Origin of the sequence: Acinetobacter sp. NIOH-H-8, assembly GCF_046635365.1 — a bacterium.
Taxonomy (GTDB): domain Bacteria; phylum Pseudomonadota; class Gammaproteobacteria; order Pseudomonadales; family Moraxellaceae; genus Acinetobacter.
The window spans coordinates 1-24,809 of sequence record NZ_JBHDVN010000033.1; the positions used below are offsets into that span (position 1 = coordinate 1).

At 41.4% G+C, this 24,809-nt stretch carries 14 protein-coding genes, 4 pseudogenes and 1 other annotated feature; of the genes and pseudogenes, 16 read left to right on the top strand and 2 right to left on the bottom strand.

Annotated elements, in window-relative coordinates; genetic code table 11:
- Positions 1-86, bottom strand: a pseudogene (locus ACEWB7_RS12130) (IS1595 family transposase); the annotation flags it as partial.
- A gap of 479 nt (positions 87-565) precedes the next feature.
- Between ACEWB7_RS12130 and codB the strand changes: the two are divergent.
- Genes codB through codA form a run of 3 tightly spaced genes read left to right on the top strand, consistent with a single transcriptional unit; the run spans position 566 to position 4,342 of the window.
- Positions 566-1,840 (top strand): cytosine permease, encoded by a 1,275-nt coding sequence (gene codB, locus ACEWB7_RS12135; protein ID WP_004730473.1) that lies wholly within the window; start codon positions 566-568, stop codon positions 1,838-1,840.
- A 4-nt stretch (positions 1,841-1,844) separates the two neighbouring features.
- Positions 1,845-3,056 carry a PucR family transcriptional regulator gene (locus ACEWB7_RS12140; RefSeq protein WP_004730472.1) on the top strand — a complete coding sequence of 404 codons (1,212 nt, stop codon included), beginning with the start codon at positions 1,845-1,847 and terminating at the stop codon, positions 3,054-3,056.
- 20 nt (positions 3,057-3,076) lie between these two features.
- Positions 3,077-4,342 carry a cytosine deaminase gene (gene codA / locus ACEWB7_RS12145; protein WP_004730470.1) on the top strand — a complete coding sequence of 422 codons (1,266 nt, stop codon included), beginning with the start codon at positions 3,077-3,079 and terminating at the stop codon, positions 4,340-4,342.
- Between the two features lie 184 nt (positions 4,343-4,526).
- Here codA and ACEWB7_RS12150 read toward each other — a convergent pair.
- Positions 4,527-5,580 (bottom strand): annotated as a pseudogene (locus tag ACEWB7_RS12150) (IS3 family transposase); the annotation flags it as partial.
- Positions 5,191-5,307: a sequence feature (AL1L pseudoknot), on the bottom strand. (Overlaps the previous pseudogene by 117 nt.)
- Before the next feature lie 457 nt (positions 5,581-6,037).
- Here ACEWB7_RS12150 and ACEWB7_RS12155 point away from each other — a divergent pair.
- The 13 genes and pseudogenes from ACEWB7_RS12155 (at position 6,038) to ACEWB7_RS12215 (ending at position 24,794) form a co-directional block, all read left to right on the top strand.
- Complete coding sequence (locus tag ACEWB7_RS12155; protein WP_411580845.1) at positions 6,038-8,989, top strand: S8 family serine peptidase; 2,952 nt, start codon at positions 6,038-6,040, stop codon at positions 8,987-8,989.
- A gap of 229 nt (positions 8,990-9,218) precedes the next feature.
- Positions 9,219-10,196: pseudogene (gene ampC / locus ACEWB7_RS12160) on the top strand (class C beta-lactamase); the annotation flags it as partial.
- Positions 10,197-10,470: 274 nt separating this feature from the next.
- A complete protein-coding gene (locus ACEWB7_RS12165) occupies positions 10,471-11,388 on the top strand; it encodes a LysR family transcriptional regulator (protein WP_180002440.1) in 918 nt (305 codons plus the stop codon).
- Between the two features lie 205 nt (positions 11,389-11,593).
- A complete protein-coding gene (locus ACEWB7_RS12170; protein WP_312318783.1) occupies positions 11,594-12,076 on the top strand; it encodes a VOC family protein in 483 nt (160 codons plus the stop codon).
- A 330-nt stretch (positions 12,077-12,406) separates the two neighbouring features.
- Positions 12,407-13,108: a VIT family protein gene (locus ACEWB7_RS12175; RefSeq protein ID WP_004783164.1), complete on the top strand. Its 702-nt coding sequence runs from the start codon at positions 12,407-12,409 to the stop codon at positions 13,106-13,108.
- A 531-nt stretch (positions 13,109-13,639) separates the two neighbouring features.
- Positions 13,640-14,980: an MFS transporter gene (locus ACEWB7_RS12180; protein ID WP_180052686.1), complete on the top strand. Its 1,341-nt coding sequence runs from the start codon at positions 13,640-13,642 to the stop codon at positions 14,978-14,980.
- 40 nt (positions 14,981-15,020) lie between these two features.
- Positions 15,021-17,567: a nitrite reductase large subunit NirB gene (gene nirB, locus ACEWB7_RS12185; RefSeq protein ID WP_312318779.1), complete on the top strand. Its 2,547-nt coding sequence runs from the start codon at positions 15,021-15,023 to the stop codon at positions 17,565-17,567.
- Positions 17,568-17,591: 24 nt separating this feature from the next.
- Positions 17,592-19,202 (top strand): annotated as a pseudogene (nirD, locus tag ACEWB7_RS12190) (nitrite reductase small subunit NirD).
- Positions 19,203-19,387: 185 nt separating this feature from the next.
- The gene (locus tag ACEWB7_RS12195) at positions 19,388-22,168 is read left to right on the top strand and encodes a molybdopterin-dependent oxidoreductase (RefSeq protein WP_411580849.1); all 2,781 of its coding nucleotides are present in this window, start codon (positions 19,388-19,390) and stop codon (positions 22,166-22,168) included.
- Positions 22,165-22,803: a molybdenum cofactor guanylyltransferase gene (locus ACEWB7_RS12200; RefSeq protein ID WP_312318771.1), complete on the top strand. Its 639-nt coding sequence runs from the start codon at positions 22,165-22,167 to the stop codon at positions 22,801-22,803. The genes ACEWB7_RS12195 and ACEWB7_RS12200 overlap by 4 nt, the downstream gene beginning before the upstream one ends.
- Positions 22,804-22,938: 135 nt before the next feature.
- Positions 22,939-23,991: a GTP 3',8-cyclase MoaA gene (moaA, locus tag ACEWB7_RS12205; RefSeq protein WP_411580851.1), complete on the top strand. Its 1,053-nt coding sequence runs from the start codon at positions 22,939-22,941 to the stop codon at positions 23,989-23,991.
- Position 23,992: 1 nt separating this feature from the next.
- Entirely contained in the window at positions 23,993-24,244 is a 252-nt protein-coding gene (locus tag ACEWB7_RS12210; protein WP_034170381.1) for a MoaD/ThiS family protein, read from the top strand.
- 1 nt (position 24,245) lies between these two features.
- Positions 24,246-24,794 (top strand): molybdenum cofactor biosynthesis protein MoaE, encoded by a 549-nt coding sequence (locus ACEWB7_RS12215; RefSeq protein ID WP_312318765.1) that lies wholly within the window; start codon positions 24,246-24,248, stop codon positions 24,792-24,794.
- The last annotated feature ends 15 nt before the right edge of the window (positions 24,795-24,809 follow it).

Sequence of the window (24,809 nt, forward strand, 5' to 3'; positions counted from 1 at the left end):
GCTGTTTTGGAAGCAGGAATATCAACACAAAAGCATTGAATAATTTTTTTAATCTTGTAGTGACTTAATTTACTGTTTTCTATCATGATTCTAGACTAACATAATCATTTTGCTAGTCTAGAGCCTTAATAAATAAGTGAAATTTTTGCTATGAAAATGGGGGGACAAGTTTTCACATCTTTGTGCAAAAAATCCATTTACTGCCAAGAAAAAAGCGTTCAAGAAAGAGAAAAATGACATCTGATATACAAGAGCGTCGAAATGAGTAAGATCAAACAAAAATAGAAAAACAACCCGAAATTTTACATTTGTAATAGTCTCCTTATCTGTCCGTTAATATCAGCATGTTCTGTAATATTTACAGTTTCTAAAATGCACAAAATAAAATCACTGAATGTTATTAAAGCACAGTAGTTTACCCATTTACTCTGCATGAAAAGTAAAAATATGTGCAAATTGCCCACATTTAACAATTTAACCTAAATAAATTTAAACGTTAAAAAATTGGCATAGCTCTTGCAATACAGCGCTCAAGAATTTTAATTGAATAGTAGGAGTGTTGAATATGAGCGCGCATGCAGAGTCGCCTTTAACAGAAACACCACTTTCACAACGTAAAGGCTTTTTCCCAATAGCCTTAGTGTTATTTAGTTTTACTTTTTTCACAGGAACTATGTTCGCTGGTGGAAAAATTGGGGTGGCTTTTGAGTTCACTGATATTTTGTGGATTGTAGCCATAGGCAACTTGCTATTAGGAGCTTATGCTGCGACCTTGGGATTTATTTCTGCACGTAGTGGCTTAAATACAGTTCTAATGGGACGTTTCTGCTTTGGCAACTGGGGCAGTAAATTATCAGACTTTATTTTAGGTTTTGCTGAATTAGGCTGGTTTGCTTGGGGAACAGCAACTCTGGCGATTTCACTTGGAAAAATATTAGGATTTTCTGACAGTTTACTCATTCCTTTGATGGTGCTATTTGGACTCGGTTTTTCCATTACAGCAATCGTTGGCTTTAAAGGACTTGAATATCTATCCCGTGTATCGATTCCTTTAATGTTTATTTTGCTCGTTACTTCTATTGTCTTGGCGACCAAAGAAATTGGTGGATGGACTGGTTTAACTAGTGTTCAACCGACAGAAACACTCACATTGGCAACAGCCATTACCATGGTATTTGGTACCTTTGCCAGTGGTGCAACACAAATTACCAATTGGACGCGCATGTCTAAGAGCGGAAAAATCGCGATTTGGGCATGTCTAGTGAGCTTTGTAATTGGTAATGGTCTAATGGTCCTAGCAGGCGCTTGGATGGCAATCGTTTATCAACAACCCGATATTGTAGAGGTCTTAGTCTTACAAGGGTTATCTATTGCTGCAGTAGTGATGCTTTGCCTGAACTTATGGACGATCCAAGGCCCAGCAATCTATAGTGTTTCAACTGCTGCTTGCCATATGGTAAGAAGTGAACGCCGTAAAACCATGGTGCTTGTAGCTGCTGTTGCGGGGATCATTTTAGCTGCTGCTGGTATGTATGAGCTATTGATTCCGTTCTTATTACTCCTTGGCGCAATTATTCCTCCACTTGGTGGTGTGATCATGGCGGATTACTGGATTCGTCATAAAGGAAAATATCCATTATTAGCTGAAGCAAATATTCCTAATTTTAACTGGATTGGTTTGATTGCTTATTTCACAGGCGCAATTGTTGCCTATGTATCACCATGGATTGCACCTATTGTGGGTATTGTGGTGGCATGTACCACTTATAGTGTGTTGAATTATTTATTCCCATTACGTCAGGAATCATCTGTCTTAAATATAGTAGATGCAGTGGAGTAATGCGATGAATATGACCGTTCAAGATATCCTGAATCTACCTTCACTTTACCCACTAAAATTATGTGGTGGAACAGAAAATATTCATCGGCCTGTCCGCTGGTTCTATGTAGCAGAAAATGAAGGAATCGCTGAATGGATTGAGGGTGGAGAGATTGTATTTGTTACGGGAATCAACTATACCCGTGATGAAAATAATCTCTTAGGTTTACTTGAACAGGCATATGAACGAAATGTAGCTGCGCTTGTCATTATGACAGGTCAGGAATATATCCATGAAATTCCACCTAAACTTATTTCACGCGCAAATGAGCTTGGTTTACCGTTAATTGAGCAACCTTACAGTTTGAAGATGGTTGAAGTTACGCATGCGATTGGTACACAGCTAGTTCAGTTTTCTCAAGTCAAAAAATCGAGTGAAGATGTAATCTCTCAATTACTGACAGGGGATTTTCCATCGGTAGAGACAATTCAACTTCGTGCCAAACAGTTAAAAATTAACTTACTTGGACGTCATGTGATTACAGTACTGCGCTTACACAATATTCATGCCTTGTTTCATACCGATACTGATGCTGTGCATGAAAATCACTTTTTCAGAATTAAACAACAGTGTTATGAAGCCTTGGAAAAATGGTCCAAACAGTGGAAGCAGAAAATTCCAGTCATCCGTCAGGGGGATCAGTTTAGTTTGGTACTCAACCTTGATGATCATGATATCGATGCGTGGAAAAAATCACTCATAGAAGTGATCGATCAAATAAGTCAACTTGATAATAACCTTAAAGTCTTTGCAGGGTTATCAAATGAAGTGAATTCTGCAGTGGCATTTCAACGAGGATTTTGGGAAGCATCCCAAGCTCAGGAAATTGCTTTTGAAATGCAGATGAAAAATAGTATTTGCCAATATCGTGATTTGGGGGTGCTAAAACTTTTAAAAGCGATTCCAAACAAAAGCGTATTGCAGCAATTCATGCATGAAACCTTGGGTATTCTCATTAGCGATAAAAAGCATCCATTTGTACTACTCGAAACGTTAGATGCCTGGCTTAAAGAAAATGGCAACTTAAATGATACAGCCAAACGACTTGGTATCCATAGAAACACCTTAAACCAACGGATTCAAAAAATTGAATCACTGACAAATCAGGTCTTAACTGAGGCAAATTTCCGTCTAAATGCTTCAATGGCATTACTGATCTGGCACATGAGTCATTAATTATTTTAAAAGGAACCAACATGAAAATTATCAATGCAGTTTTACGTCAACAAGAAGGGCTATTTAGTATTACTTACAACAATGGCATCTTTGAAGCCATTGAAAAACAGGCTAGTCTCATTCAAACAGTTGATGTAGATACTATCGATGCACAACAACAATTAGTCATGGCTCCTTTAGTTGATCCACACATTCATTTAGATGCTGTACTCACTGCGGGTGAGCCTGAGTGGAATATGTCAGGTACACTCTTTGAAGGGATTGAACGTTGGGGGCAACGTAAAGCCACGATCACTTTTGAAGATACTAAACTACGTGCTTTAAAAACGCTAGATATGCTCATTGAGCATGGTATTCAACATGTGCGTACACATGTCGATGTCACTGATCCAAGCTTAACTGCAATGCGAGCTATGCTTGAAGTTAAAGAAGAAATCAAAGATAAAGTGAATTTGCAGATTGTAGCATTTCCACAAGAAGGTATTGAGTCATTTAAAAATGGTCGTGCTTTAATGGAGGAAGCCGTAAAGCTTGGTGCTGATGTAGTTGGTGGCATTCCACATTTTGAATATACCCGTGAAAAAGGTGTAAGTTCAGTTCATTTCTTGATGGATTTAGCTGAAAAATATAACTGTCTGGTGGATGTACACTGTGATGAGATTGATGATCCAGCATCTCGCTTTTTGGAAGTTTTGGCAGATGAAGCACATGTACGAGGTATGGGGGAACGTGTAACAGCTAGCCATACTACAGCCATGGGATCTTATGACAATGCCTATTGTTACAAGTTATTCCGCTTACTAAAACGTTCTAAAATTAACTTTATTTCGTGCCCTACAGAAAGTATTCATTTGCAAGGAAGATTTGATAGCTATCCAAAGCGCCGAGGTTTGACCCGTGTACCAGAAATTGACCGTGCAGGCATGAATATTTGTTTTGCTCAGGATTCAATTCGTGATCCTTGGTATCCAGTAGGAAACGGTAATATTATTCGTATTCTGGATGCTGGCTTACATATCTGTCATATGCTGGGTTACGGAGACTTACAACGTTGCTTGGATTTTGTTTCAGATAATTCAGCCAAGACTTTATGTTTAGGGGATCAATACGGGATTGAGGTCGGACGTCCTGCCAGTTTTATAATTATGCCGGCTAAAAATGATTATGAAGTTGTTGCTAATCAAGTAAAAGCTATTTTAAGTGTGCGTAATGGTAAAATTATTATGCAAAGACAACAAGAGCAAGTGAGCTTACTTAAAGTCGGAAATCTAGCTACGCCTGCATAACTAAGTAAAAAATTAAAAAACCGATGTTTATACATCGGTTTTTGGGGGTGTTTCAAAAAGTATGCTAGTTAATTCTGTCAATAGAGAAATTGAAAATAAGTAAATTAAATTCACTATATTTTTAATGCTTTATGAGATTTCAATTGTGGTTAAAATATAATCAGCATACTTTTTGAAACACCACCAAATATTTAATCACCTCTGTTTTGTATAAGCCGTTCACTGGTTCAGCCAAAGCATTATCATATGAATCACCAGTCGTACCAACTGATGCTCGTAAATTTGCTGCCTCTAAACGATTGGTATAACGAATAGAAAGATATTGAACACCTCTATCCGAATAATGAATCACATTCTTTGACATACCTCGATCATGCAATGCTTGCTCCAATGCATCCAGGACCATGTCTGTATTCATACGTGTTGATACTTTCCATCCAACAATTGCTCGTGAGAACACATCAATAATAAAAACGATATAGACCCAACCTGAATTGGTTTGAATATACGTGAAGTCATCGACCTGAGCACTGCTTCGCAAGGGTCAGGATGATCAGTATTAAAATTTTGAACATCTAGGCTACGGGTAGTTTGTTTATTCTTACCACACTAAACACCTTGTGGACCTAGCTTCTGCATCAAGCGAACCATTGTACAGCGCGCAATAATATAGCCTTCACGTTTCAGTTGTTGCCAAACTTTACGTACACCATAACGAACTGAACTTTCTTTCCAATTTGTTTGATTTGTTCAGCATGATGCTCATCATGTAGATCTCGTTTCGCTTGATGTTCCCTTGCAAAGCGATGCTTCTCATCAACGAGATCTAGGGTTCGATAATAGGTAGAAGCTACGATCTGTAAAATCTTACAAATCGCCTCAACGCCAGATAGGTCTTTATTGCTATGGATGAAATCCACCATTATTTGTGTGGGCAGTCGAGCTCCACTTGGGCGAAAAAAGCGGCTGCTTTACGTAGAATTTCGTTAGCACGTTGCAGTTCTTTATTTTTACGTTCGAGTTGTTTATTACGTTCTTGATCTGAAAGCTGCTGTACTTTAACTGGATTTTGTTTATCCAGATATTTTTGATGCCAAATACGTAATGTTTCAGGCGTACAACCAATCTTAATGCAATATCTGTGATTGCAGCCCAAGTAGAAAGATAATCTTTTCAGATTCAATCAATAATTGGACCGCTCTATCTCTGATTTCAGGGGTATATTTAGGTTTTTTCATCGGAACACTACGCTTCGCTACGTCTTGCGAGGCAATGCTTCTCATCTCAGAAAGTTTGGTCTTCGACAAACCCGGTACGGTTCACTTTTTTGAATCCGTCAATGCGTAAGTCCTATACTCCATAAACCCTTTAAATTAATTAGGTGGTTTATGTCGCACTTCAAGTTTTACTCTGCCATGCATTCAAAATATTTATAAATTTTAAAAATAGTTTCATGATTTCTTATAAATAAATTATATGAATATTAGACCTCTCGCGAAATTATCATTTTTGACTATTTTAGACTTTGATATTTATTTAAAAATCAACGCTTATCACTGATTAAATTTTGACTAACACAAGAGGTGTATTCTACTTTTGAATAATTGTTCTAAGATTTTTTTTAATTATAATTAAAATTATATATTTGTTTTAAAGAATTATATATTTATTTTAATTGAAAAATAGGGGCGTTGAGTGTTCAATAATTTCTTTACAAAAACGGTTTTATCAGTAGCAATAACCTCCATTTTAATTGGTTGTGGTGGTGGCGGAGGTAATTCTGCATCAAATGGTCCAAATGTAACCACACCACCAGTGGGTGGGGTTGAGAATCCAGATACAGGTACTGGTTCAGATACAGGTACTGGTTCAGATACAGGTACTGGTTCAGATACAGGGACTGGTTCAGATACAGGTACTGGTTCAGATACAGGGACTGGTTCAGATACAGGTACTGGTTCAGATACAGGCACTGGTTCAGGTGGTAAAGAGCCAACTCCTAAACAGAGTTACGTGTATAAAAAAGAAAACTTTAATGTTGCAGAACCTAATACATCTGCAAATAAAGTAAAAGTTGGTGTTATTGACTCTGGTGTTCGTAAAAATGAAGTCTTAGAGCATGCAGTTAAAAAAGTTTATCAATATATTGAAGATTATGAAGCAGGTGAGATCACTGTTACCGATCTCACAAATGCAGGAATTGATATTCAGGATTTAAATATTAATAATCATGGTACTTTGGTTGCAAGTGTTATTGCTGCTAAGAAAAATGGCGATCCAGAATACAAATATATTCCTGAAGGTGCTGCTAAAGATATTGCCGAAATCTATGGCGCACGAACTTCGGATGAAAATGGTGGCCTAGGTTATACATCAAGCGCTCTCCTTGCTATGCAAGACCTGCATGATAAGCATGGTGTGAAATTATTTAATGGTTCATTTGGGACTCGTTCTGCTGGGCCTGAATACCAGAAGACACTTACTAAATATGCAATGAATTTGGTAGATGGTGGTTCATTGATTGTTTTCTCAACAGGTAACGATGGTTCTTTTACGCCTAATATTGAAGCTTTGCTTCCAACTTTTATTGGGGGTGAAGGTATTGAGAAGGGGCTTTTAGCTGTAACTGGTGTGGATTCTACTAAAAAAGCTCTTTACCGTGCAAAAGATGGTACGGGTGCAAATGCTTGTGCTAGTGCTGCTCGTTGGTGTGTGGCTGCTGACTTTGAAGTTCCTGTTTATAGCGAAAGTTTAAACGGTAATGCTATTTTTGTCGGTACATCTGCATCTGCACCGCAAATTACTGCATTGGCTGCTCAAATTTGGTCTAAATATCCTTGGATGACAGCCGACCAAGTGCGTCAAACTATTTTGACTACTGCTGATTATGTTGATGATGGTTCAGACCAAAAATTATTTAATGAAACTTTTGGTTGGGGTTATTTTAATCAAGCTTCAGCTTTGAAAGGCCCTGAAATGTTCAGCCGAATTTTTGGTGAAACCTTTAATGCAGAAGTTGATTCAGGTCTAGCTATTTTCTCTAACAACATCACTGGTGATGCAGGGTTAGTAAAAGGTGGTAAGGGTACATTGGTACTAAGTGGCAATAATACTTTCTCTGGTAATACTGTTGTAAGTGATGGTGAATTACGTGTGAATGGTAGTATTAAATCTCCATTAACGTCTGTATACAGCACAGGTTTATTAACAGGTGCTGGTGAGGTGGGTGCTGTTGATAATGGTGGTACTGTTTCAACGGAAAAGGGTCGCTTAACTATTGCTGGTGACTACAATCAGTATGAACAAGCAAAATTAGTGTATGGATTGGAACACTATTTAACTGTTACTGGTGCTGCTAATCTAGATGGTGCGTTAGAAGTTACTGCTCAAGATCAAAAAATGGTTACTGCTGGTAAACATGATGTAATTAAAGCAGGTTCTATTACAGGTGATTTTAATACGGTTGCTGCTAATAGTGCATTCCTTCAAATCGGTGAAACCACTAAGGATGCTAATACTTATTCAGTAGATGTTCAGTTAAAAGATGCTAAAGTAGCAGGTACTTTGAACGGTGGTCTGTCTAATGCTTCTGGTGATTTAGTTAACCAACTTATGGCTAAAGCGAATGCGCAAGCTGTGAATGGTGAATCAACTGAATTAACCAGCTATGTAGCGAAAGTACAGCAAGCGGTGACTGCTGAGCAAGCACAAGCTGTCTTGAATACTAATGCGGGGGCGTTATTTGCGGAAACACCATCTGTATTATTGCACAACGATGCAATGACCAATGCACAAGTCGCTCAACGTGCATTCCAAGTATCTAAACAAGGTGTAACAGGTGCGTGGGTAAATGGCGCTTATCAGGAGACTTCTACAAAAGCTAAAGGATGGGATAAGGTTGATTCAGAAATCTCAACTTTGACCGCTGGTGCAGATTTCCATGTGGCTGATAATGCGATTTTAGGTGCTTATGTTTCAACTTACAAAGATGACTCTAAGTTTTCAGAATCAAATGGTACAAGTGAAACTGACCTGACTACCTTTGGTGTTTATGGTAAATGGAATACCGCATCAGACTTGTATTTCGCAGCTAATGCTCAATATGGTTTTGGTGATGTTGAATTTAAACGTAGCGTAACAAACGGTGTGGATTCAGAGCAAAGCAATGCTAAATCTGATTTAGATAAGTATGGTGTATACGGTGAAGTAGGTTATAGCTTCATTAATAATCAATGGTCAGTGTCTCCGTATGCTGCACTAAGCTTTAACAGTGTTACTTTGGACAAGGTTAAAGAGTCTAGTGAAATAGGTGTTACTATTGATGATGTAACAGCTAAAGAAACTAAACTGCATGCAGGTGTTCGATTCGACTATCAAGTTACTAAAAACTTGGCGCTAGGTGGTTATGGTGAATATGCTAATGCGGTAGATCGCTCTTTACCAAATGTTAGCTTGGCATCAAACGTAGATAATACTGTTGGTGTGAGCTACCAAGCACCTGCTTACGACAAGGATTACTTCTTGTATGGCATTACATTCAACTATCTAACAAACAACTCTAAATGGAATATGTTTGGTGATGTAGCAGGAAATGCGAAAAATTCTGATGATATACAAGCTCAATTAGGGCTTAAGTATATGTTTTAATGTGAAATTATTTTGTAAAATTTAATCATTAATCAGATTGTTAGGCGAGTTTAAGGCTATTGAAATATCTTATAAATTTTTAATAAATAGGTATTGAAATTTCAATTATGTATGCTTTATTGACTAACATCAAATGTTAACTTAGCTAAATTAGCATATAAAAAAGGCTATTTTCTAGGAAAATAGCCTTTTCTCTTCAAATTGAATGAGAAGACATGTCGAAATTTAGGGAAAAAATCATGACTACTATTATGGCCTGCAATCTCATATCGACCATAAAACTGTAAATCGACAAACAATTTTTGAATTAGGTTCTGTAAGTAAAATTTTTACGGGCATCGCAGGGGGCTATGCTAAGAGTCAGGGCAAGCTTTCTTTTAATGATCATCCAGCTAGGTATTGGCCTGATTTAAAGAATTCAGAAATCAACAAAGTCAGTTTGCTGGAATTAGCGACTTATACAAGTGGAAGCTTACCTTTGCAATTTCCAGATCAGGTCCAGACTGATCAGCAAGTTTTAAAGTATTTCCAAGATTGGCAGGTCAAACATCCGCCTGGCCAATATCGGCAATATTCAAATCCCAGTATTGGCTTATTTGGTGAGTTAAGTGCAAGATCAATGAATGTTCCTTTTAGCGTATTGCTGGAACAGACGATTTTTCCAAAACTCAATTTAAAGAATACCTATATCAATGTTCCGAAAGCACAAAGGGTTCATTATGCTTTTGGTTATGATCAGAACAATCATCCGGTGCGGGTAAACCCGGGAGCTCTGGATGCTCAGGCTTATGGGGTGAAATCTACACTTCCCGATATGCTGAAATTATTAGATACCAATCTGAATCTGAAAAAGAACAAGCCTGATATTAAACAAGCGCTTCTGGAAACTCATCATGGATATTTTAAGCTTGGGAAAATGACCCAAGCACTCGGTTGGGAGACTTTTTCATATCCGACGACGCTCGATATTTTGCTGGAAAGTAATTCTGAAAAAGTCGTGATGCAAGCAAATCCAATAGTCAAAAATACTATTCAGGAAAAATCACAAGTCTTTCATAAAACCGGTTCAACCAATGGCTTTGGCACCTATGTGCTGTTTGTTCCGGAAGAAAATTTTGGACTGGTGATGATGATGAATAAAAAAATTCCCAATGCAGAGCGAATCAAGGCAGCCTATCAAGTCTTTCAGTCCATAAAAAACAGTTAAGTTTATTAAGCCTGAATAGAAGGAAATGTCTCATGATTTTTGAGCTAGGGTGTTTCCTTCTTTTGAAAAGAGGTTGAGTCTTAAACTCTAACTGAAGTAAAAGCCTCCTAATTTCGGAGGTTTTTATTTTGTATCGATAAGAGTGGTAGATTTTATTGGTTGAGAAAAATTCATTCTATAAATTTTAAAATGAAATTTAATAATATTAAAGTTCAAAATAGGGTAAGCTTATTTAATTAAGATTGAATCAGATTAGATAGGTTTCAGGGCATTCATGTTAGAACTTCGTCATTTAAAAACCTTAGTCGCGTTACGAGAACATGGCTCACTGGTTGCAGCAGCAGGAGATCTTTGTCTCACGCCTTCAGCTTTGTCCCATCAGCTTCGTGAATTGGATCAATGGTTCGGAGTCGAAATCGTCAATCGCCGTAGTCGCCCGGTCAGTTTTTCCAATGTCGGGCAGCGCTTACTGAAGCTGGCAGATGATATTTTGCCTCAAGTCCATGTTGCACAGAGTGATATCATTCGCATTGTGCATGGGCAGACAGGACGGATCATTTTTTCTTCCGAATGCCATAGCTGTTTCGACTGGTTGATGCCTTTACTGAATCAATATCGTATTCAATATCCAGATGTAGATTTGGATTTCGCTTCTGGCTTTGAGGCCAATCCGCATGAATTATTACAAACAGGGGAGTTCGATCTGCTTATTACCGCTGATCCTATTGAACTGAAGGGTATAGAGTATTTCCCGATTTTTGAGTATGAGTCGCGTTTGGTGCTATCGAATACTCATCCTTTAGTGCGTTCCCAAAGTATTAGCGTCCAGGAATTGGCGGAAGAAACACTGATTACCTATCCAGTGGACAAGCACCGTCTGGACATCATGTCACACCTGTTTATTCCAGCGAATATTTTACCTAAACAGATTCGCACCACCGACTTGACTCAAATGCTGATTCAACTTGTTGCCAGTGGTCGGGGAATTGCAGCCTTGCCAGATTGGGTAGTGAATGAATATGAGCAAAAAGGCTGGGTGACTTCACGCCGTTTGAATTGTATAGCCCCGAATGGACTGCGCCGGACTTTATATGCAGGTTATCGAACTGAAGAAAAGCAGAAAGATTATTTCGAAGGATTTTTAAAGCAGCTTGACCGATTCTCTAAAAAGAGAACCACATATTATGATTAAGTGGTGATAAAGGTTTCCTCTCGACTCTTTAAAACTATTCTTTTTGATGACGCTTTCAGTCAATTAGATCAATAAATATACAATTCTAAAACAGGCTTATCTTAATTTTGGGTGAAAGATGGGAAGAGTAGGACTCAACTAGTAGATGAGATATTGAAGAGTTCTTAGGTAGTTTAAAACCTATTCTGAAAGAAGAGGTGAGATCATGAATATTGCAAAGAATACCATTTGTCTTTGGTACGATCATGATGCTGAAGAAGCCGCACGATTTTATGCAGAAATTTTTCCAAATTCATCTGTAGGTGCCATCGTTCTTGCACCTGGAGATTATCCCTCTGGTAAAGCAGGTGATGTCATCACAGTAGACTTTACCGTACTGGGTATTCCATGTATTGGTTTAAACGGAGGACCTGTATTTCAGCATAATGAATCTTTCTCATTTCAAGTCGCCACAGAAGATCGGGAAGAAACTGACCGCTATTGGAATGCGATCGTCAATAATGGTGGTCAGGAAAGCGAATGCGGATGGTGTAAGGATAAATGGGGGGTATCTTGGCAAATCATCCCTAAAGCTTTGCTTGAAGCATCATACAGTTCAGACCGTGGTGTTGCTAAAAGAGCTTTTGATGCCATGATGACCATGAAGAAAATTGATGTCGCTGCAATTGAAGCTGCCATCCGAGGCTAAGGCATGGTCTCGATATCAGTGATTAATGCCATGTATTTAGTTTAAGCGTTTGGCCTTATTACTTATATAAAGTGAGAGGTCATTGATAATAATCAGAAGTTCATCCTTTAAGGTATAGCCAGTGAGTTGCTTATGGCGGCCGCTGGCTAAAATCTATTTAAGCCTTCACAATAAATAATTTTTCTTTTTTTAAAATAAGTAGATGAAACTCGAAGATATCTCTGAAGGTGAAGATTCATATTTGAAATATTTGGCTTAATGTAAGATGATAAAATAGTAAGTGACTAAAATTTAAAATCTTATTTCATCTGCTAGAAGAACGAGAAAGACATGCCTCATTCCCATCATCATGAAAAACATTATATACAACGTTCTGGCTGGTTGCGTGCCGCAGTGCTTGGTGCCAATGATGGAATTATTTCCGTGACCAGTCTGGTTGTCGGGATGGCAGCCAGTGGTGCTTCGTCACAAACACTTTTGATTGCTTGTGTTGCTGGCCTGATTTCTGGTGCAGCCTCGATGGCAGCTGGGGAATATATCTCGGTCAAGTCGCAACAGGATATTGAAAAAAATGATCTCGCCATGGAAGAGCGGGAATTAAATCTGCATCCCGTACATGAATTAAGAGAGCTAAAAAATATTTATATCAAGCGAGGTTTAGAAGCTGATCTGGCCGAAGAAGTGGCAAAACAGCTTACTGCACATAATGCCTTGGATGCGCATGCACGTGATGAAATTGGAATTCTGGAACAGACAGCTGCCCGGCCCTTTACGGCGGCATTTTCTTCAGCATCAGCATTTACGGTAGGTTCTTTATTTCCATTGGTATCCATTTTGGTTTTGCCTTCACATTTGCTAGATCAGGGCGTTATGCTGGTGGGAGTGCTTAGTCTGGGAATGATGGGAGCATTAGCCAGTTATGCGGGCGGTGGCAGTATGTGGAAAGGCGCACTGCGTGTCATGATTTGGGGCATCGTTGCCATGCTATTCAGTTTCTGGATTGGCTCTCTATTTAATGTTGCTACCACATAAATATTTAAAAAATATGGAAAAAATTTTATATTTTTTCTATATGTCCGAAATTCAAGTGAAGTACATAATCTTGAATTAAAATTTTCTAAATTTAATTGTATTAGACACATCTAGATTCTTAATTAGCTAACTCATTTAAAAAATTTAAATTTTAACTACACGTTTTTCTTTAATTAAAAATACCTGGTTTGATTATGTTCTTCCTTGCACTAAAGCTGTGCCAAATAGCGCATTGAAGTGGCAATTTTAAAATCTGGTTATAAATATTCTCAGGAAAATGAGAAAGAGCTTGATTTGCAGGCACTATAATTTAGAAAAAATATAAAAGTACCTCTCGATAAATAATATAAATACAAGTACTTATTCATAAAGTTATTTTGTTGGCACGCTTTGTGCTTAATAGAATATGAGTCAAAGACGACTCTAAAGAAATTTGTAAGACGGCCAATGACGTCCGTTCTGATCGCATCTGGTGTGCAGCGATTCGCATAGCAGATAAGCCTATACGTTCAGTTCTGGAAGGAGATGGTGATGTCTTCAAATTTATATGAAAAGAAAGCAACAAAAATAAGTCTTTTGAATTTCAGCAGCGCAGCAATGAGAGCCTTCCATATGAGTTGGCTCGCGTTTTTTGTCTGCTTCTTTGCCTGGTTCGCCTGTGCACCGCTGATGCCTGTGATCGCGGGTGAATTCAGCTTAACCAAAGATCAAATCGCCAATATCAATATTGCAGCAGTCGCGATCACCATTCTGGTTCGACTGATTGTCGGTCCGCTATGTGACAAATATGGTCCACGGAAAACCTATACCGCCTTACTCGTACTCGGCAGTATCCCGGTTTTTGGTGTGGCCTCTGCGAATAGCTATGAATCCTTCCTGTTTTTCCGCTTACTGATTGGTGCCATTGGTGCCAGTTTCGTCATTACCCAATATCACACCAGCATCATGTTTGCGCCGAATGTAGTGGGTACAGCGAATGCGGCATCTGCAGGTTGGGGAAATGCCGGTGGTGGTGCAACTCAAGCCTTGATGCCCTTACTTCTAGCTGCGTTGGTGATGTTCGGTGTTGAACAGGCGATGGGCTGGAGAATTGCCTTAATTGTTCCAGGCCTGATGATGCTGATTGTCGGTGCCTTGTACTGGAAATTCACTCAGGACTGCCCACAAGGCAACTTTAAAGAACTGCGTGCAGCAGGAATTCAGGTTGGTAGCGAGAAAAAAGGTGGCATGGCAATTCTGATGCATGCTGCACGTAACTACCGTGTCTGGATTCTATTTGGCGCTTATGCGGCCTGTTTCGGTATCGAAATCTTCATTCATAACATCGTAGCCATGTACTACGTAGAAAACTTCAGCTTTGGTTTAAAAGAAGCAGGTATGACGGCCGGGATCTTCGGTCTGCTAGCCCTGTTTGCCCGTGCACTGGGTGGCATCGTTTCAGACAAAGTTGCCATCAAAAAAGGCCTGGACGGACGTACCAAAGTGCTGTTTGCCATGATCTTGATGGAAGGCTTATTCCTGATTTTATTCTCGCAAATGAACAGTGCCATGCTGGCCATTATCACAATGACTGTCTTTGCATTATTTACCCATATGGCATGTGGTGCAACATATGCGCTGGTGCCATTTATTGACCGTGATGCTTTAGGCGGTGTGGCCGGCATTATCGGTGCAGGCGGTAACGTGGGTGCGGTCGCAGCAGGATTCTTACTTAAAGGCATGCTGGATATTCAAACCTGTCTGATGGCACTTGGCGGCCTGGTCGTGATTGCAGCAAGTTTTGTTCTGATGATTCGCTTCTCGGTTGAGCATAAGGCCAAAGAGCAAAAGCTCTATGAAGAAGCCGTCCTTGAACGAAACAACCTAGCTTAAAACACAAGATACAAGATTTAGAAAATTTAGGAGAAGGAATATGAAACTGGTAATGATTGGCCATGGCATGGTAGGACACAAATTTATTGAATCTGTGCTTGAGCATGCAGGTGATGACGTTGAAATCACGATTCTGGCAGAAGAGCCGCGTCTGGCTTATGACCGTGTGCATTTAACTGAATATTTCACTGGAAAATCGGCCAAGGATTTAACCCTTTGCCGTAACGACTTTGCAGATGCGTATGGAATTGATCTACGTTTGAGTACCAAAGCGACTGCAATCGATACTGTTAACAAAACAGTCACCACTAATCATGGCGATGTGATTGCGTATGACAAACTGGTTTTAGCTACCGGCTCCTATGCTTTTGTTCCACCAATTCCAGGCAACGACCGTGAAAACTGCTTTGTTTACCGTACCATTGAAGATCTGGATGCGATCCGTGCAGCGAGCCTGAATGCCAAAAACGGTGTCGTGATTGGCGGTGGGTTGCTGGGTCTGGAAGCGGCCAAAGCCCTGCGTGACCTGAATATGGAAACGCATGTGGTCGAATTCGCACCACGCTTAATGGCAGTTCAGATTGATGATCTTGGCGGTAAAGTATTACGCAGCAAAATCGAAGATCTAGGCGTTAAAGTCCATACCCAAAAAGCAACCTCGTCAATTGAAGAGGGCGTAAATGCTAAACATGTTATGAAGTTCGGTGATGGTGCTGAACTTGAAACCGACATCATCCTGTTCTCTGCGGGGATTCGCCCACGTGACGAACTGGCACGTCAAAGCGGTCTGGCGATTGGTGAGCGCGGTGGTATCGTGATCAATGATTACTGCCAGACATCAAATCCGGACATTTATGCGATTGGCGAATGTGCGCTGTGGAATAACAAGATTTTTGGTCTGGTTGCGCCAGGCTACGACATGGCGCGTATCGCTGCGAAACATGTCCTGCAAGAAGAATGTGCAGCATTTGCTGGCGCAGACATGAGCACCAAGTTGAAACTGATGGGCGTTGATGTTGCCTCAGTTGGCGATGCACATGCCATGACACCAGGTTCACTGAGCTACTTCTATGCCGATGAAGCGGCGCAGGTCTACAAGAAAATTGTGGTCAATGCAGAAAAAACTAAACTGCTGGGTGCAGTGCTGGTCGGTTGTGCCAAAGAATATAACGACCTGCTGCAAATGATGCTGAATGGTCTGGAAATTCCAGAAAATCCGGAAAGTCTGATCATGCCAGGCTTTGATCAGGCAGCATCGAAAACGGGTGGCAGCGGGGTAGATCTACTTCCTGACAGTGCGACGATCTGTTCATGTAATAACGTTTCTAAAGCGGATATCTGTTCTGCAATTGCTGATGGTTCAACTTCTCTTGGTGCCCTGAAAAAATGCACCAAAGCTGCAACTGCCTGTGGTGGCTGTGCACCGCTGGTGACGCAAGTTCTGAAATCTGAATTACAACGACAAGGTGTTACCGTAAACAATCATCTCTGCGAACACTTTGCCTATTCACGCCAAGAGCTGTATCACCTGGTTCGTGTTAATGAAATCAAGACCTTTGATGACCTGATTCAACAGCATGGTCATGGTCTGGGCTGCGATATCTGTAAGCCAACAGTGGCAAATATCCTGGCATCTTGCTGGAACGATTTTGTCCTAAAACCAAGCCATGCCGGCCTGCAAGACAGTAACGACTATTACCTTGGTAATATTCAAAAAGATGGTACTTACTCTGTCGTTCCTCGTATGGCAGGTGGTGAAGTCACTCCAGATGGTCTAATCGTCATTGGTCAGATTGCCAAAGAATATGGTCTGTATACCAAACTGACTGGCGGCCAGCGTGTCGATATGTTTGGTGCGCAACTACATCAATTACCAGAAATCTGGGAAAAACTGATCAATGCCGGTTTTGAATCGGGGCATGCTTACGGTAAATCACTACGTACCGTGAAATCTTGTGTCGGTAGCACCTGGTGCCGTTATGGTGTGGATGATTCTGTTGGTTTGGCGATCTTCCTGGAAAATCGTTACAAAGGTCTGCGTTCTCCACACAAACTGAAAATGGCCGTGTCTGGTTGTACCCGTGAATGTGCCGAAGCACAAAGTAAAGACGTTGGCGTGATCGCGACTGAAAAAGGCTGGAACCTCTATGTCTGCGGTAACGGTGGTATGAAACCGCGTCATGCTGAACTGCTGGCTTCTGACCTGGATACACAAACTTTAGTCCGCTATATCGACCGTTTCTTCATGTTCTATATCCAGACTGCGGACCGTCTACAACGTACTTCAGTATGGCGTGACAACCTCGAAGGCGGCCTGGATTACCTGAAAGATGTCGTTGTGAATGACTCACTTGGTTTGGCAGCGGAATTAGAACGCCGTATGGAGCATGTGGTGGGTACTTATCAGGACGAATGGCGTACTGCGATTGAAGATCCAGAAGTCCGTAAACGTTTCAAAACCTTTATTAATGCCAAGGCTGAACAGCAAAACGATCCGCATGTTCAATTTACTGAAGTGCGCGGTCAGATCCGTCCAAAAACTGAAGTTGAACGCAATGCCAGCCGTATTCCGGTAGTTGAAGCCTGATTCAAAGAATAAAGGAGCAAGAATATGACAATTTTAAAAGATATGAATGAACTGAATTGGGTTGAAGTGTGTGCACTGGATGACATTACGTCAAATACAGGTGTCGCTGCATTGGTGGAAGATCAGCAAATTGCTTTGTTCCGTGTAGGTAATGAAAAGCGTATTTACGCTTTAAGTAATCAGGATCCATTTAGTAAAGCATTTGTGATGTCACGCGGAATTTTAGGTGATTTGCAAGGTGAGCGTGTTGTCGCTTCACCAATTTACAAGCAGCATTTCAGTCTGGCGACTGGCCGCTGTCTGGAAGATAAAGATCAAAAACTGCTGGTATTTCCAAACAAAATTGAAAATGGCAAGGTATTCATTAGCCCAGTGCCACAAAAAACCTATATCACTAACAACGGTGTTTCACCGGAAAAAATGAAACTGGTACTAGTCGGTAATGGTTTAGCCGGCATGCGTTGTCTGGAAGACCTGCTGGATATGGCACCAGACCGTTATGAAATTACTGTGATTGGTGAAGAGCCGTGGGGTAACTACAACCGCATCATGCTGTCGCCAGTGCTTTCTGGCGAGAAAACCATTGATGACATCATGCTGCATCCGCATGCATGGTATGCCGACAAAGGTATTCGTCTGATTGCAGGTGATCCTGCGATTCGTATCGACCGTCCGCGTAAGCAGGTTTATACCGAAAAAGGCGAAGTGATCAGTTATGACCGTTTGATTCTGGCGACGGGTTCCAAGCCATTCGTTCCGCCAATTCCAGGTAGTGACTTAAAAGGCGTACTCAGCTTCCGCGACATTTATGATGTGAACAACATGCTGGACTACTGCAAAACCAAGAAAAATGCGGTGGTGATTGGTGGCGGTCTACTAGGTCTGGAAGCTGCTTATGGTCTGCAACAGCAAGGCATGAATGTCACTGTGTTGCACCTGATGGATCGCATTATGGATCGTCAGCTGGACAGCAAAGCCAGCCAGATGCTGAAAACAGCGATTGAGCAGAAAGGTATCACCATCTTGACTGAAGCCAATACCGAATGCTTAATTGGTGAAGAAGGTCATGTGACCCAAGTGAAACTAAAAGATGGCACCGTGCTGGCTGCTGATTTGGTGGTCTTCGCAGTTGGTATTCGTCCAAATATCGCATTGGCGCAAAGTGCCGGTCTGCGTTGCAACCGTGGTGTGCTAGTGAATGACACCATGCAGACTTTTGACCCAAGTATTTATGCGGTGGGTGAATGTATCGAGCACCGTGGTCAAACCTTTGGTCTAGTTGAACCACTTTGGGGCCAGGCGTTCATTTGTGCATCACATCTGGCCGAGCATGGCAGCCTGACCTTTAAATCGCCAACGGTTCCGACTCAGCTGAAAGTGAGTGGTTGTGATGTGTTCTCTGCAGGTGACTTCGAACCAAAAGATGATTTTGAAGATATCGTACTGAATGACGAGAAACGTCAGATCTATAAACGCATTATTATTCAAAAGGATAAAGTAATTGGTGCGGTGCTGTTTGGCGATACTGAGGATGGTGCCTAGTATGCCGAGCTGATTGCAGATCAGACACCGATTACTTCGATTCGAAATAAACTGCTGTTTGGTCGGGATTTTGCATTAAAGAAAGCAGGGTAATCCATCACATAAATCTCCCCTAACCCCTCTTTAAAAAGAGGGGAACTTCCCTCCTTTAACAAAGGAGGGTTGGGGAGGATTAAAACTTTTGAGACCAAGAAAAAATTTAAATCAAACCTGCAAAAGCTAGACATTATAGATTTGGCGAGATAAGTGAATTTAGATAATTAAGGAGCACAGCAGCAATGAATAGTATCCCAGTGGTGGAACTGCATAGCTCCACAGAATTAAAAACGATGACGACTCAAACCACCTGTCCATATTGTGGCGTGGGTTGTGGTGTGACTGCACATGTAACGCCGACCACATCAGGCCCTAAAGTGACTGTTGAAGGCGATGTTAACCATCCTTCTAATTATGGCAAGTTATGCATTAAAGGTAGTAATCTGGCAGATACTTTGGGGCTGGAAACTCGCTTATTGCATCCAACGCTGGGACGTAAAGGCTCACGTGAAGTCACGAATTGGGATACTGCAGTTTCGTCCATTGCCAATAAATTCCAGCAATGCATCGACCAGTATGGTCGTGACAGTATTGCCTTTTATGTTTCCGGTCAGCTGCTGACCGAAGACTATTATATAGTGAATAAATTCGTCAAAGGCTATCTCGGTACTGCAAACATCGATACCAATTCACGTCTGTGTATGTCTTCAGCTGTTGCTGCACATAAACGAGCTTTTGGCGAAGATTTGGTTCCAGCCAGCTACGAAGATTTCGAACATACTGACATGGTGGTACTGGTCGGTTCCAATACCGCTTGGTGTCATCCAGTGCTGTATCAGCGCATTATGAAAGCCAAGGAACAGCGCGACCTGTTTGTGGTCGTGGTTGATCCGCGTTTTACGAGTACCTGTGAAGCAGCAGATCTACACCTACCAATTCTGCCAGGTAAGGATGTGGCGCTGTTTAATGGCTTATTGCAGTACCTCTGGAAAAATAGTCACGCAGACCAAGAATTTATTGCTCAACATACACAAGGCTTGGAGCAAGCCTTAGTACAAAGTGAAGCTGAGTCTCCGATTCAAGAAGTTGCTCAACGTACCGGTATTGCAGTCGAGAAACTGCAAACTTTTTATCAGAAATTCGCCGAAACTGAAAAAGTTATGACCCTGTTTTCAATGGGGGTCAATCAGTCTTCGCAAGGGGTGAATAAAGCCAACAGCATTACCAATTGTCATCTATTAACAGGCAAAATTGGTAAATTGGGCGCAGCGCCATTTTCCATGACTGGTCAGCCAAATGCGATGGGCGGCCGTGAAGTCGGGGGGCTAGCCAATATGCTGGCTGCACATCTGGATTTAGAAAATCCGGGACATCAGCAGCTGGTACAAAATTTCTGGCAAAGTCCGTATATTGCTAAACAAGCAGGACTGAAAGCAGTTGATTTATTCCAGGCCGTTGAAAGTGGCAAGATCAAGGCGATCTGGATTATGGCCACCAATCCGGTGGTCAGCTTACCAGATGCCGATCAGGTCAAACGTGCGCTAGAAAAATGCGAATTCGTGGTGGTATCCGATATTTGCCAAGATACAGATACGACCCAATATGCCGATGTCTTGCTACCTGCATTAGGCTGGGGAGAAAAAGACGGTACCGTGACCAATTCGGAACGTCGTATTTCACGTCAGCATGCATTTTTGGATGCACCGGGTGAAGCCAAAGCTGACTGGTGGGCGATCAGTCAGGTGGCTCAGAAGATGGGTTTCACAGGTTTTGATTTTAATAATAGCCATGACATTTTTCTGGAGCATGCCCAATTATCTGCTGAGCAAAACTCTGATTTAAGTCAGCGATCTGAAACGCCATATTTCCGCTATTTTAATTTAAAAGGCCTAACCGATTTAAGCCTAGCTGAATATGATGAACTGAAACCGGTGCAATGGCCAGTTTGGAGAAAAGATCAGGCAGAAGATTCAGTAGCTCGACTCTATAGCGAAGGCCAGTATAGCCATGCAGATGGCAAAGCCAAATTCATTGCAATTTCAGCGGTCAATCCGGTTCATCAAACCTCTAGTGAATATCCTTTAATTTTGAATACTGGCCGGATTCGTGACCAATGGCATACCATGAGCCGTACCGGTTTATCGGCGAATTTGAGTACGCACCGTGCCGAACCTTACTGTGAAATTCACCCGAATGATGCACTAAAATACGGGATTCAGGATGGTGAATTGGTTGAGGTGAAATCGCAGTGGGGCAATTGTGTCTTGCGTGCGACTATTAGTGACAATATCTGCCGTGGACAGGTCTTTGCCCCGATTCACTGGAATGATCAGGTCGCATCCGATGCTCGGATTGGCAAGGTGGTGAATCCGGTAGTGGATGCTATTTCGGGTGAGCCAGAATTCAAGCATACTCCGGTTATCATCCATCCATTTTATAGCCAGTGGCAAGGCGTATTTTATGTGCGTCAAGGCTTTGAAAAAATCGTACAGCCGTCGATTGAAGCCACCGTGTGGTGGACTAAAATCACTACCAGCAAGGCAATACGTTATGAACTGGCAGACCGGAAGAAATTTAGCTACACCACTGAGCATTTAAAAGAATTATTGCCATTTCATGATGAAAGTTTTGAATGGCTGAATCTTGAAGATCAGACCGCCCACATCAGTCATAGCGTGATACTTCAGGATGGTCATGTGATTGCCAGCCTATATATTGCACCGAAGGCCTTATTGCCGGACCGCGACTGGGTGGCAAGTCTGTTTAAACGTGAACGTTTAAGTGCTATGCACCGTAAAGCCTTACTTGCTGGACAGCCGATGTCGATGGCAAATAATGAAGGTCCACTGGTGTGTAGCTGTTTTAAAGTCGGTAAAAACCGCATCATTGACACCATTAAAACTAAAAATATTACGGATGAAAAACAGGTGACCGCATGTTTAAAAGCCGGAGGGAATTGTGGTTCGTGTTTACCTGAAATCCGTGGCCTGATTAAAACATGTCAATTGGAGACGGTAGAATGAAAAAAGGAGCCGAGAGAGAAAATAATAAAACAGCCTATCCACGTACTGATCTGGTAATTCTGGCGGGTGGACAGGCAAGACGCATGAATGGCATCAATAAACTGTTGCAGAAATTCGATGACCAGATTCAGCTGATCAAGATTCACCAACAGCTGAAATCGAATGTTGCACAGGTCTGGATTAACAGCCATCGCGACTATTCCATTTACCAGAAACTTATTCCAAGTGTTCATTATTATCAAGATGATGAGCCGGGCTTTCATGGGCCGTTAATGGGTATGAAAAGTGCCTGGTCGCATGTGCAGTCGGATTATGTGCTATTTGTCCCTTGTGACCTAACTTATATTCCTTCCAAAGTATTGCTCAAGTTACACCAGGCTCTAGCCAAAAACAGTCTGGCTGAAGTGGCTTATGTGGAAATTAACGGTAAGCCACTTTATCCATTTTGTCTGGCCAAACGCAGCAGTCTGGCAAGCCTGAAATTACATCTTGAACAGGAACAGCGCAGCCTCAAACACTGTTTTGCTGATTTGCACGCACAAGTGGCACGTTTTAAAAATCGTGCGCTATTTTTTCACAGTATTAACTCGCTGGATGAACTGCAACAGTATCAACAGCTCAAATTTCTGCACTAAAAACTGAATATTTTACTTTTGGCACAAAGTTGGAACACTTATTGCAGATCTTATTATTACAAGATTGGGCGTTTTGAGTTTCGCGCACTACATATGTGCAACAACCCGCCCAATGCCTGAAGATGGATGTTCAACATGAATATGATGACACAGCTTAAAAATGATGCCTTGTTTGTCGATCAATTCGGTCGTGGCAAGCGCAAGCTAAGGATTTCAGTGACCGATCGCTGCAATTTCAAATGTGTTTATTGTATGCCTGAACATCCTGAATGGATGAAAAAACACGATCTTCTTAGTTTTGAAGAGCTGTATCAATTTTGCGATTTTATGGTGCGTCATGGCATCCAGTATATCCGCATTACTGGTGGTGAGCCGTTAATGCGTCAGGGCGTAGTGCATTTTGTTGAACAACTGCAAGCGCTGAAAAAGCTGGGATTACAACGCATTTCCATGACTACGAATGCGCATTACTTAAAACAATATGCACAGGCCTTAAAGCAGGCGGGACTGGATGACCTGAATATTAGTTTGGACAGTCTGGATGCTGATCAGTTTAAACAGCTGACTCAAAAAGATTTGGCACCTGTGCTGGAAGGAATTCAGGCAGCACAAGTCGCTGGATTAGCGATTAAGATCAATACCGTATTGATGCAGGGTATCAATGATGATCAGATCCTGCCATTGGCGCGCTGGTCAGTTCAGCAAAACATTGTCCTGCGCTTTATCGAATTTATGCCACTTGATGGTGATCACAATTGGTCTACTGAGCATGTGGTCAGTGAACAATACATTTTAGAAACTTTGGCGACTGAATTTACGCTCACTCAAAAAACTAATAATTCTGCCCAATCAGCTTCGGAACCCGCACGCCAGTATCTGATTGATGGCCATCCGATTGGAATTATTTCAACTATTACCAATTCATTTTGTGGCAGCTGTGACCGCTTGCGATTGACTGCACAAGGTGAATTTTATAACTGCCTGTTTGCACCTCAAGGCTTGAATCTTAAAAAGGAAATCAAATCACTAAATTCATCTGTCGCTCTAAGTGAGTTGAATTTGTATGGTGCTTTATCCCGATATATCTGGAACAAAGAACAGGGCTTTCATGCCATAGAGCAACGCTTGAAAAGTCAAAGTATGAATCAAAACAGCCGCAAAATTAGTATGCACATAATAGGAGGCTAAGATGTCACAGATCAGAATCAGAATTGAAGCCTTCGGTGCGGTAGAACGACAGTTACCGCAAGATCTCGAAATTATCTGCAAATCTCAAAGTACCGTATCTGAAGTTTTGAATCAGGTGGGACAAGATTATCCTGATGCATTTGGCATGATTGAACGCTGTGCCTGTGCCATCGGTGAAGATATCATTTCACGTCAGACACCTCTTCATGCTGACAGTACTTTGGTGCTGTTGTCACCTGTCGCAGGAGGCTAAAATGAGCAAATTCAAACAGATTTCCCGGATCCAAGATACTGCTTTAGATCTGGAAAGTTTTGATCCGATCCAGTCTTTTCCTGAATGTGGTGGAGTCGGCGTATTTATCGGAACGGTACGTAATCACCATGAAGGTAAAGCAGTCAAGGCACTGAAATATACGGCCTATACACCTGTTGCAGAAAAAATGATTCGCCAGATTGAACAAGAAATCCAGGCCAAATACGGCGTGTCCTATGTGCGGGTGATTCATCGAATTGGGGCACTAGATATTGGTGAAAAAGCCATTATTGCAATTGCTTATGCTGCACATCGACGTGAAGCTTTTGCTGCTTGTGAGGAAGCAGTAGAGCGGGTCAAACATGAAGTGCCAGTCTGGAAAGAAGAATTTTATATGGATGGCAGCAGTCAATATGTTGAGGGGTGTTGTATCCGTAAAGATGTAGAAACTGCTCACACGCATCGTCATTCAGAACATTCAGATGAGACACATCAACATTGCCATCATGCCAAAGAGAATACGCCATTCATCTATCAATGGCCGATATAAGTCAGAACAGACACA

What these genes read in the sequence shown, in the direction of transcription:
- codB (WP_004730473.1), top strand. Translation starts at nt 566, where the DNA reads ATGAGCGCGCATGCAGAGTCGCCTTTAACAGAAACACCACTTTCACAA.
- ACEWB7_RS12140 (WP_004730472.1), top strand. Translation starts at nt 1,845, where the DNA reads ATGAATATGACCGTTCAAGATATCCTGAATCTACCTTCACTTTACCCA.
- codA (WP_004730470.1), top strand. Translation starts at nt 3,077, where the DNA reads ATGAAAATTATCAATGCAGTTTTACGTCAACAAGAAGGGCTATTTAGT.
- ACEWB7_RS12165 (WP_180002440.1), top strand. Translation starts at nt 10,471, where the DNA reads ATGTTAGAACTTCGTCATTTAAAAACCTTAGTCGCGTTACGAGAACAT.
- ACEWB7_RS12170 (WP_312318783.1), top strand. Translation starts at nt 11,594, where the DNA reads ATGAATATTGCAAAGAATACCATTTGTCTTTGGTACGATCATGATGCT.
- ACEWB7_RS12175 (WP_004783164.1), top strand. Translation starts at nt 12,407, where the DNA reads ATGCCTCATTCCCATCATCATGAAAAACATTATATACAACGTTCTGGC.
- ACEWB7_RS12180 (WP_180052686.1), top strand. Translation starts at nt 13,640, where the DNA reads ATGTCTTCAAATTTATATGAAAAGAAAGCAACAAAAATAAGTCTTTTG.
- nirB (WP_312318779.1), top strand. Translation starts at nt 15,021, where the DNA reads ATGAAACTGGTAATGATTGGCCATGGCATGGTAGGACACAAATTTATT.
- ACEWB7_RS12195 (WP_411580849.1), top strand. Translation starts at nt 19,388, where the DNA reads ATGAATAGTATCCCAGTGGTGGAACTGCATAGCTCCACAGAATTAAAA.
- ACEWB7_RS12200 (WP_312318771.1), top strand. Translation starts at nt 22,165, where the DNA reads ATGAAAAAAGGAGCCGAGAGAGAAAATAATAAAACAGCCTATCCACGT.
- moaA (WP_411580851.1), top strand. Translation starts at nt 22,939, where the DNA reads ATGAATATGATGACACAGCTTAAAAATGATGCCTTGTTTGTCGATCAA.
- ACEWB7_RS12210 (WP_034170381.1), top strand. Translation starts at nt 23,993, where the DNA reads ATGTCACAGATCAGAATCAGAATTGAAGCCTTCGGTGCGGTAGAACGA.
- ACEWB7_RS12215 (WP_312318765.1), top strand. Translation starts at nt 24,246, where the DNA reads ATGAGCAAATTCAAACAGATTTCCCGGATCCAAGATACTGCTTTAGAT.